This is a genomic window from Marinomonas alcarazii, assembly GCF_003208215.1.
In the GTDB taxonomy this organism is placed as follows: Bacteria; Pseudomonadota; Gammaproteobacteria; order Pseudomonadales; family Marinomonadaceae; genus Marinomonas; species Marinomonas alcarazii.
The window spans coordinates 910,439-920,682 of record NZ_QKLW01000001.1 but is presented as its reverse complement, the minus strand read 5'-3'; the positions used below and the strand labels follow the sequence as shown (position 1 = coordinate 920,682).

Genomic DNA, 10,244 nt, shown 5'->3' with positions numbered 1-10,244 from the left:
CTCATCCAGTGCAAGCCATCTTGAAACATCTAAGAGAAGTGCGAACCGATTAAGCAATCACTGCATCACCATCATTAAGGCTCTGAAATACGAGCCTTAACTATTTATATTTAAAGGAACACTATGTTAATACATGACAGTGCCGACGAACTTGGCCCTATTCGGGTTTTTGATGACGGCCAATACCGCATTCTGTCTTTTGCAGAAGGTGATGAGCAAAGTCGTATTCGTCTTTCAACGCCACATGTTTTACAACACGAATACACTCAAGCCATGATGCTACCTCTATTGTTTTGCGAGCCAAAACGAGTGTGCATTTTAGGGCTTGGCGGTGGCACTTTGCTTAATGCGCTTCACCATACGGTTCCCGCTATTCATTTAACTGCTGTCGATCATCCAGTGCAAGCCATCTTGAAACATCTAAGAGAAGTGCGAACCGATTAAGCAATCACTGCATCACCATCATTAAGGCTCTGAAATACGAGCCTTAACTATTTATATTTAAAGGAACACTATGTTAATACATGACAGTGCCGACGAACTTGGCCCTATTCGGGTTTTTGATGACGGCCAATACCGCATTCTGTCTTTTGCAGAAGGTGATGAGCAAAGTCGTATTCGTCTTTCAACGCCACATGTTTTACAACACGAATACACTCAAGCCATGATGCTACCTCTATTGTTTTGCGAGCCAAAACGAGTGTGCATTTTAGGGCTTGGCGGTGGCACTTTGCTTAATGCGCTTCACCATACGGTTCCCGCTATTCATTTAACTGCTGTCGAATTACGTCAAGAAGTGATGGACGCGGCTGAAATGTATTTTAAACTGCCAAAAGGCAAGCGAATCAACTTAGAGGTTGCCAACGCCATTGACTACATGGCTGAAGGATTGCCTAAAAAGGTCGATTTATTGATGACGGATCTTTATAACACGCAAGGAATGGATCGTGACGTTCTTCAGACAAGCTTCATTGAAAACTGCGCCAAAAACATCAAAGAGGATGGATGGTTAGCCCTGAATTGCTGGATTGATCAAAAGAATAACCATGACCTGACTGCTGTCATTAAACAACACTTTAACGATGTCAGAGCCTTGGATACAGGAAGTGGTAATTGGGTGATTATCGCTGGCAAAAGAGTGAACCATAATAACGCCAAAGAACTGAAAGCCGCCGCGCAAAAGCTCAGCGATAAAATGGGTTTCCAATTAGGAAAATGGCTTTCTAGATTGTCGGAGATTTAATTCACTTCAAAAAAACGCTGCCTCTCTTTTTTAACAAGAAAGGCAGCGTTTTCATTGGTTTTAACCTATTCAAAGTGTTTCTTTAGTTATCAAGCACACTATCTACCAAGGCTTTCGCCTCGCTTTCAAGCTCAGCAAGATGCTCTTCTGAAACAAAGCTCTCTAAATAGATTTTATAAACGTTTTCTGTACCCGATGGTCGCGCTGCGAACCAACCGTTTTCTGTGGAAACTTTTAATCCACCAATGGCAGCATTATTGCCTGGCGCTTTAGTTAGCACTGAAAGAATTTTTTCACCAGCTAACTCTGTTTGTGTAACATCTTTGGTATCTAAAGCCCCTAACAAGGCTTTTTGTGCGGATGTTGCGACAACGTCAATACGCTTGTAATAAGGCTTACCATACTTTTCTACTTGCGTTTCATAAAGTGTCTGAGGGTCTTTGCCTGTTACCGCTAGAATCTCAGCAGCAAGCAGTGCCATTATGAAGCCGTCTTTATCCGTTGACCAAACACTTGCGTCTTTACGCAGAAAAGAGGCGCCAGCGCTTTCTTCTCCACCAAATGCCATAGAGCCTTCATACAAGCCTTCAACATACCATTTAAAGCCAACAGGCACTTCGCAAAGTTTACGTCCAAGACCTGCGACAACGCGATCGATCATGCCACTAGAGACAAGGGTTTTGCCAAATTGAATATCTTGTGGCCACTGCGTTCTATGCTGAGACAAGTATTCAATTGCCACGGCTAGGTAGGCATTAGGATTCATCAGGCCAAAATCAGCACACACAATGCCATGACGGTCATAATCTGGATCATTGCCAACGGCGATATCAAAATCGTCTTTGAGCTTTAACAAACCCTGCATTGAATAAGGCGAAGAGCAGTCCATACGGATACGACCATCTTTATCACGTGGAACAAAGCGAAATGTAGGATCCACTTCATTATTTACCACAGTAATATCCAAGCCATATTTTTTCGCAATAGGTTCCCAATAATGAATGCCTGAGCCGCCCATTGGATCAACACCAATTCGAATTTTCTTTTCTGCGATGGCTTTCATATCAATCACATTTTCTAAGTCATTAACGTAGTGACTTATGAAATCAAAAGGTTCAATCAATCCACTTAATTCGACTTCATCTGGCGATAAGCATTTTACGCCTTCAAGATTGGCTTCTAGTAATGAGTTTGCTCTTTTCGCAACCCAATCAGTAATGTCTTTGTCTGCCGGGCCGCCTTTACTGGAGTTATATTTAATACCACCATCTTCTGGTGGATTGTGGGAGGGTGTAATAACAATACCATCGCTAACATCAACTTCTGTTTTGTTGTGGGTTAGCACAGCGTGAGAAATAACCGGTGTTGGCGTATAGCCGCCGTTTAATTGAGTTCGTACACGAACCCCATTGGCCGTGAGCACGCTCACTGTTGTTTGAAAAGCGGCTTCAGACAAGGCGTGTGTGTCCTTACCTAAATACAAAGGACCAGTAATGTTGTTGGATAAGCGATATTCCGCAATTGCCTGAGCAATGGCTAAGATATGACTTTCGTTAAAACTGGTTAATAAAGCACTACCACGATGACCTGATGTGCCAAAGCTTACACGCTCATCTGGATGAGTGATTACGCGTGGCTTTTTTGTGTAATAAGCTGACATCAGCTCTGGAATGTTTACAAGGATATCGTGAGAAGCAAGCTGCCCTGCTTGAGGATGAATTGCCATATTTAAAATGCCCTATTAAGTCATTGAAACTAATATGATTAGTCTCCCTTATAATCAGGTCTGTTTCAATGACTTAACTGAGCAAGTTATTCAAGCAAGATAAAAGAATAAGCAATTAGCGTTTACGAAGTATCAAACTGCCTATTGAATAACCAGCACCAAAAGAACAAATCACACCAATATCGCCAACAGTCAAATCTTCATGGTATTTGGCAAAAGCAATAATAGAGCCAGCAGAAGCTGTATTGGCATACTCATCAAGCACCACCGGCGCCTCTTCAAGTGTTGCATCACGCCCTAACAAGCGTTTGCTGATTAACAGATTCATGTTGATGTTGGCTTGATGTAACCACCAACGTTTTAACTCTGACACCTGAATGCCTTGGCTTTTCAAATGGTTCTCAATGTGATCTGCGGCCATGGGACAGACTTCTTTAAAAACTTTGCGACCATTTTGATGGAATAGCATGTCGGCAGAATAAGGGTCTTCATCTGTGACCCGAGACGTATAGCCAAAGTTAGAACGAATATTGTTTGAGTATGATGTAATACACTTGGTACTTATCACATCAAAGGAATGGGCTGACTGACAGGTATCGCTACTTTCAACAACAATGGCAGTGGCGACATCACCAAAGATAAAGTGAGAATCCCGATCCATGTAATTTACTTGGGGAGAAGTTAATTCTGGATTGATCACCAGAACCCCTTTTGACGATCCTGCTTTTACAGCATCAACAGCCCGCTGCAAACCAAACGTTGCAGCCGAGCAAGCGACAAGCATGTCAAAACCAAAACCTTCTATACCCAACGCCCCTTGCACTTCAATAGCAATAGCAGGATAAGATCGCTGAGTATAAGCACAAGAAACGATCACCATATCAATATCACTGGCTTTTTTGTTGGCTGCTTTTAAGGCTTTATTGGCCGCAGCAATCGCCATTTCTGCTTGGTGGGATATTTGATCGTCAGTTCTTGCTTCTAGCGTGGGTCGCATACGATTAATATCTAACGCACCCTCTTTTGAATAAATATAACGACTTTTAATGCCAGAAGCCTTTTCGATAAAAGCAGCGCTTGAAAGAGGTTTCGCTTCCATTTCCCCTTTTTCAATGGACGCTGAGTTTTTAGCATTATAATTCTCAGCCCAAGCGTTGTAGCTCTCTACGAGCTCTTCATTGCTGATACTGTTTGCTGGAGTCCATAGACCGACTCCGCTAATGACAACGGAAGAATTCATGGAATTTACCTTTTTATTATTTTTACTATAAAGTGATTATTAAGCGTTAAGTTAGATTGTGAACCACAACGTTAGAACAGTCCACAAATTGTAATAACAAACTGGTTTTATTATGTTTTCTGGTAATATCTAACGTGATACTTCTAATGGCATTAGCCATCCTTTTTCTTAAATGAGTAGTTGTTTTAATAGGAGAAAATGATTCATTATGGAGTAAATTTGTTGCTTAATCAGGATTGAAAAAGTGAGCTTTTATGAACAATAATAATGCATTGATTTTGTCCGGTGGTGGGGCTCGTGCGGCCTATCAGGTCGGGGTTTTATCTGCGATGGGCCGAATCCTGCCTAAGCACTCACCTATCCCCTTTTCTATTTTGTGCGGCACATCTGCTGGCGCGCTTAATGCCACTATGCTTGCTTCCTATGCCGATAATTTTTCCAAAGCTGTTTCGACCCTTGCCTTTGTATGGCGACATTTAACACCTGATCAGATTTATACCGTAGGACGTTGGCCGGTTGCGAGTTCTTTAACTAAAACACTAATGTCATATTTCCATATGCATAATCATGACCGCTCTATTGCGCTTATGGATAATCTGCCCTTAGAAGAGTTGCTACGTAATCATCTCGATTTTTCGAGGGTTACGAATGCAATTGATAATAAACAGTTGAGAGCGCTTGCGATTACCGCTATGAGTTACAGTACGGGTGAATCAACTACTTTCTTTCAAGGAGCACCAGACATTCATCCTTGGCAAGGCAATAGACGAAAAGGCGTCATTGCTAACCTGGGAGTTGATCATCTCCTAGCCTCCAGCGCGATACCCACCATCTTTCCAGCTCACAAGATAGATAATCATTATTATGGTGATGGCGCTATTAGGCAGAAATCAGCGATTTACCCAGCTTTAAAGTTAGGCGCGAATAAGCTTTTTATTATCGGTGTAAGCGGTAATCGTAGCGCCAAAAAATGGTCAGCACCTGACACTGATGTTGATTCAAGCGCCCCAAGCATGGCACAAATCTTAGGGCAGTTATTGAACAGTGCGTTTATCGACAATCTAGAAGACGACATTAATCAGCTAGAAATTATGAACAGTCTTATTAGAGACCTTCCCGAAGAGAAAAAAGCGCAACACCAAAACCTGCCTACTGAAACCTTGATAATCTCTCCGTCTCAAGAGCTGAATGCTATTGCGCATCAACATCTAGGAACCTTGCCAAAGAATATTCGAGTGCTTTTAAAAGCCGCTGGCGGATCCACTTCGGAAAAAATCAGTTCTGCAGCGAGTTATCTTTTGTTTACCCCCCAGTATTGCAAAGCACTTATGGATTTAGGCTATCAAGACGCCATGTGGGAAAAAGATCGCATTCTCGCTTTTTTAGAAAATGATACTTAGAGCTTAACAACCCTTTTTAGGGTAATGGCGTCAGCGTCTTCAATCCATTGCGTTAGACGCTTAAAGCTTTTCGTTTCTTTTGTGCAACACAACTCAATACGGCCTTTGTTAGACGAGCTAGTGACCAATGCACGTTGAGCTTCCATTGGGTATGACTCTAATAGGCGGCGAACCACTTGTGCTGTGACGCCTTCGCTTGGCTCTATTATTTCACACTGGCTACCTAATGCCTTTTCAAATAAACCTTTTACTAAAGGGTAATGAGTGCATGCCAATACTAAGGTATCTATATTTTCAGCGAGCATATCCTCGCTTAATGCATGAATCGTCGCCTTCACCTTTTCTTCTGTTTCTGGCCAGGCATCGATATCGAAAGCCAAACTGGAACTCGACATAATGTCGACATGACTATCCGCTTTCCAAAGGTCGATGAGCTGGTTTAGCCTTGGACTCTTTGCTGTAACGGGTGTCGCCAATACAGCAACACGACGTTTTTTACTGAGTCGAAAAGCGGGTTTTACAGCAGGCTCGACACCAATAACGGGTAACGAAGTACTTGCTCGAAGCGTATCAATGGCGGCAACGGTTGCTGTATTACAGGCAACCACAATAGCGCAAACATTTTCATCCTCAAAGAAACGACCCACTTTGACCAGTCTATCCTGCAACTGATCAATATTTTTACTGCCATATGGAGCAAAGGCATCGTCAGCCAAATACACCAGATCAAGACTAGGATGCTTTTGATGTATGGCATTAAGAATCGTCAAACCGCCGGCACCAGAGTCCATTACTCCGATCTTCACTCTACTATCTCCGTCACAACAGGTAGCTGAACAGGTTCACGCTCTAAAGACACGCCATATTTTTCATAGACCGATTGTTTGATTTTATCTTCTAACTCTAGCAAGGCTGATGCGTCATTTTCAGAATAATTAACTAAAACCAAGGCCTGCTTTTCATAGACTCCAACCCCTTGGAAATGAGCCCCTTTCCAACCTGCTCGATCAATTAACCAACCAGCGGCCAGTTTGAAACCCTCTTCAAACGGAAAAGAAACAAGATCAGGAAAACGCAACTTCAATTCTGCATGTTGTTTCTGGCTAATAATTGGATTTTTAAAAAAGCTTCCAGAGTTAGCAAGAACAGCGGGATCGGGCAGCTTTTCATTACGAACACGGCACACCGTATTAAAAACAGATTGTAGATCGGGTATGCCATCCATTCGGTCAGACAAACCACCATAGCCTAATTGAAAATCGGCCTGTTTTTTTAATGAAAGCTCAATAGAAGTGATCAACAACACATCTTTCCATTGACCTTTAAAGTGGCTATCACGGTATGCAAACCCGCAGTCTCGACCATTAATCCAATACACATCACCGGTGTCTTTATTGATCACTTGAACACGAGAAAGAACATCCTTGATCTCAACGCCATAAGCTCCGATGTTTTGTACTGGCGCGGCTCCTGCTGTGCCTGGGATTAAGGCAAGATTCTCAATTCCATACCACCCGTTCTCTACGGCAAATTGCACCACTTGGTGCCAGTTTTCACCAGCAGCAACCGTTAAATTAACAAGGTTACCTGAATGCTCTCGCACGTTAATGCCCGATAGCTTGTTAATGATAACTAGACCTAAGACATGGTCTGAAATAAGCAAATTACTGCCGCCGCCAATCATGGTGACCGTTTTATGATTAAGCTTCGCCCAAGCGAGTAAATCCCTTAAAGAATCCAACGTCTCGGCAATTGCAAAATATTCTGCAGAGTAATCAAAGCGAAAGGTATTATAAGTAGCTAGAGAAACATTTTCTTGGATGAAACCTTCAATGCGCTGAGCAAAGTCGTCTTCCGTGTTGAATCGAATTTTCATTGCCTAGTCTAATCTTCTTTATTGGGATGAAGGTGATGTACAAATGCATCAGCAATTTTAGTAAGGTGTTTTCGCATTTCTACAAAGCCTTCATTACCACCATAATAAGGATCAGCGACTTCGCCAAAAGCGGCTTGATCATTAAATTCACCAAACATGACCAATGATGCTTTGCTGTTTTGTGGCTGAATTTTTTTAAGATTGGATAGATTTTCTCTATCCATAGCTAAAATCCAATCAAATTCATTAAAATCTTCTTTGGTTACTTGGCGTGCTTTCTGGTGAGAGATATCAATGCCAATCTGACGAAGCGCAGCAATGGAACGAGAGTCTGGCGGATTCCCAATGTGATAGGCTGCAGTTCCTGCAGAATCAAGTTCTAAAAAAACGTCATTCTGTTTAGCAGCAGCTTCCAAAATACCTTGCGCTGCAGGTGATCGGCAAATATTGCCCAAACACACCGTTAATACTTTGTAACTTCTCATTTTGAAGAATCTGAATCTAAGCGTTCATCAGCCGTTAATGTGCGAGCTTCTGTTTCTAATAAAACAGGGATGCCATCTCTAACTGGATACGCCATGCCGCCGACTTTGCTTATCAACTCTGTACCATCTTTACTCAAGGTTAAAGTGGCTTTGGTAACTGGACAAACAAGGATATCAAGTAACGTTTTATTCATTGGATTGATCCGTAATAATGTGATTAAGTTTTTCTAAAAATGTTTGCTGAAAGGTTAAAGGCAATTCTAAAGACACCGGTAAATACCAAACCTCAGCGTTTGATAACTCAAGCGCTTGGCACTTAACTGCGTCTTTCTCTGTCATAACCACGGCACCATTAGATGGAATGTCTGTGGCTTCAAAAGCATGGTGATCAGCAAACCATTGATGAGTTGTGTTTTGTCTTTGCACCCCGAGATTTTCTAATGTTGTTAGAAAGCGCTCAGGGTTACCAATACCTGCCATAATATGCCACTTTGACTCTGGCGTAAAAGCGGATCGCAAGTCCATTCGCTTAGCCCCATCAAGCGATACCAGTTCGGTCGGTGTTAGTGGAGCAAGTGTAATTGGCAGGCCCAAAAGATTGAGAGACTCTGTCGTTTTGCTGGATACACTAACAATAAAATCGACGTCATTAAGTCGTTCAACAGGTTCTCTTAATGGGCCAACAGGAAGCAAGTGGCCATTACCAACCCCACGAGAAGCATCTAACATGGCAACTTCGATATCTCGATTAAGTTGGTAGTGCTGCATACCGTCATCACTAATAACAACATTCACGTCTGTTGTATTCAACAAATACTTAACGGCTTCATCTCGCTTAGGGTAAACCACCATTGGGCAATTAGCGCGACGGACAAGCATTACAGGCTCGTCACCTACCTCTTTAGCCAAACTTGTTGGGTAAACTGGAGTTGGTGTTTTAATTTTTGCACCATGGCCGCGGGAGACAATGCCTGGTCGATATCCGTTTTCCGTTAAGAGCTTACACAGGGCAACGACCATTGGCGACTTCCCGGTTCCCCCAACACTTATGTTACCGACCACTATGACCGGCACAGGGGCTTTGTAGGACAATTGCGGGTGCTCTACAAAGCGACGCCTCTTGTCAGCTACGACCTTATTAACTAAGGGCTGAAGTGGACGAAAGATATGGGTCCAACCACAACGACCATACCAAGATCGAGTAAATAGCGACTCAAAACTCACTGACTAGGCTCTTTCTGTGCTGTATGCGCCAGCTTGGTAATCCCCAAGCTTGCTGCAGCATCGTAAACTCTTAACACCAAGTCATAAGGCGATTTTGCGTCTGCGGTAATGATAAGCGGACGAGTTAAATCCCCTTCTCCAACTTCTTTTAAGCCTTGTATTAAGGTACTTACTTTCTCATTAATGAGCGTCTGACCATTAATGACATATTGCCCATCCGCCGTGATCACTAATTCAATATTTTTCGTTCTGTCGGACGCTGGAGCATTCGATGTCGCTGTTGGAAGGTCTATCGTTAATTCTGTACTTTGATTAAAGGTTGTACTGACCATGAAAAATATTAACAACAAGAAAACGACGTCAATCAAGGGCGTTAAATTAATTTGAACGTCATCTATTTTTTGACGACGAAACTTCACTGTGCCACCCCTGTCTTCTCTCTATCTGTGTGTAAAGCATCGATCAGTTTTGTGGACTGTTGCTCCATCGTAACGACAAGAACATCAATTTTACGACTAAAAAAGCGGTGAAAAATCAAAGCAGGGATAGCAACGCCAAGGCCGGCAGCGGTTGTTAATAGCGCTTCCGAAATACCGCCAGCTAATAACGCGGTGTTTCCAGCCCCACTTTCCATTAGCACAGAGAACACTTTAATCATACCAACAACGGTTCCAAGCAAACCAAGCAATGGAGAAATCGCAGCAATAGTTCCTAACGTATTCATAAAGCGCTCTAACTCATGGATAACATGACTGGCAGCCTCTTGAATGCTTTCTTTCATCGAGCTTCGCCCATGCTTTGAGTTTAGCAACCCCGCTGCAAATATTGATGCAAGCCCTGCTTGACCCTGCATTGAACGAATGTATTCAATGGTCATTCTGTCGTCACGTAATCGTGACATAACATCAGATAAGAGACCTTTAGGAGCAACATGCGATTGGCGGAGAGTCCAAAAACGCTCAATAATAATAGCCAAAGTAAGAATGGAACAGGCCAATAACGGCCACATGAAAAAACCACCAGTTTGAATAAAGGCTAACACTTCGCTCT

At 42.6% G+C, this 10,244-nt stretch carries 12 protein-coding genes; 3 read left to right on the top strand and 9 right to left on the bottom strand.

Going from position 1 to position 10,244, the window contains the following annotated elements; all coding sequences use genetic code 11:
* Positions 1–123 precede the first annotated feature (123 nt).
* Both DFP75_RS04090 and DFP75_RS04085 read left to right on the top strand, forming a co-directional pair.
* On the top strand, positions 124–444 hold the full coding sequence (locus DFP75_RS04090) for a class I SAM-dependent methyltransferase (RefSeq protein ID WP_245926958.1): 321 nt from the start codon (positions 124–126) through the stop codon (positions 442–444).
* 70 nt (positions 445–514) lie between these two features.
* Positions 515–1,243: a spermidine synthase gene (locus DFP75_RS04085; RefSeq protein WP_110572467.1), complete on the top strand. Its 729-nt coding sequence runs from the start codon at positions 515–517 to the stop codon at positions 1,241–1,243.
* 82 nt (positions 1,244–1,325) lie between these two features.
* Here DFP75_RS04085 and pgm read toward each other — a convergent pair whose 3' ends face one another.
* Both pgm and DFP75_RS04075 read right to left on the bottom strand, forming a co-directional pair.
* Complete coding sequence (pgm, locus tag DFP75_RS04080) at positions 1,326–2,969, bottom strand: phosphoglucomutase (alpha-D-glucose-1,6-bisphosphate-dependent) (protein WP_110572465.1); 1,644 nt, start codon at positions 2,967–2,969, stop codon at positions 1,326–1,328.
* Positions 2,970–3,084: 115 nt separating this feature from the next.
* The gene (locus tag DFP75_RS04075; protein ID WP_110572463.1) at positions 3,085–4,209 is read right to left on the bottom strand and encodes a beta-ketoacyl-ACP synthase III; all 1,125 of its coding nucleotides are present in this window, start codon (positions 4,207–4,209) and stop codon (positions 3,085–3,087) included.
* A 254-nt stretch (positions 4,210–4,463) separates the two neighbouring features.
* Between DFP75_RS04075 and DFP75_RS04070 the strand changes: the two genes are divergently transcribed.
* Positions 4,464–5,609, top strand: coding sequence for a patatin-like phospholipase family protein (locus tag DFP75_RS04070; protein WP_110572461.1), 1,146 nt, complete (start codon positions 4,464–4,466; stop codon positions 5,607–5,609).
* On the opposite strand, the gene murI is transcribed toward DFP75_RS04070, so the two are convergent.
* Genes murI through DFP75_RS04035 form a run of 7 tightly spaced genes read right to left on the bottom strand, consistent with a single transcriptional unit; the run spans position 5,606 to position 10,236 of the window.
* Positions 5,606–6,415, bottom strand: coding sequence for a glutamate racemase (gene murI, locus DFP75_RS04065; RefSeq protein WP_110572459.1), 810 nt, complete (start codon positions 6,413–6,415; stop codon positions 5,606–5,608). The genes DFP75_RS04070 and murI overlap by 4 nt on opposite strands.
* A complete protein-coding gene (gene murB, locus DFP75_RS04060) occupies positions 6,412–7,485 on the bottom strand; it encodes a UDP-N-acetylmuramate dehydrogenase (protein ID WP_110572457.1) in 1,074 nt (357 codons plus the stop codon). Before murB ends, murI begins: the two co-directional genes overlap by 4 nt.
* 8 nt (positions 7,486–7,493) lie before the next feature.
* Positions 7,494–7,970, bottom strand: coding sequence for a low molecular weight protein-tyrosine-phosphatase (locus DFP75_RS04055; RefSeq protein WP_110572454.1), 477 nt, complete (start codon positions 7,968–7,970; stop codon positions 7,494–7,496).
* The gene (locus tag DFP75_RS04050) at positions 7,967–8,164 is read right to left on the bottom strand and encodes a Trm112 family protein (RefSeq protein WP_110572452.1); all 198 of its coding nucleotides are present in this window, start codon (positions 8,162–8,164) and stop codon (positions 7,967–7,969) included. Before DFP75_RS04050 ends, DFP75_RS04055 begins: the two co-directional genes overlap by 4 nt.
* Complete coding sequence (gene lpxK, locus DFP75_RS04045; protein ID WP_110572450.1) at positions 8,157–9,194, bottom strand: tetraacyldisaccharide 4'-kinase; 1,038 nt, start codon at positions 9,192–9,194, stop codon at positions 8,157–8,159. The genes DFP75_RS04050 and lpxK overlap by 8 nt, the downstream gene beginning before the upstream one ends.
* A complete protein-coding gene (locus tag DFP75_RS04040; protein WP_110572448.1) occupies positions 9,191–9,613 on the bottom strand; it encodes an ExbD/TolR family protein in 423 nt (140 codons plus the stop codon). Before DFP75_RS04040 ends, lpxK begins: the two co-directional genes overlap by 4 nt.
* Positions 9,610–10,236 carry a MotA/TolQ/ExbB proton channel family protein gene (locus DFP75_RS04035; protein ID WP_110572446.1) on the bottom strand — a complete coding sequence of 209 codons (627 nt, stop codon included), beginning with the start codon at positions 10,234–10,236 and terminating at the stop codon, positions 9,610–9,612. Before DFP75_RS04035 ends, DFP75_RS04040 begins: the two co-directional genes overlap by 4 nt.
* Positions 10,237–10,244: the final 8 nt, after the last annotated feature.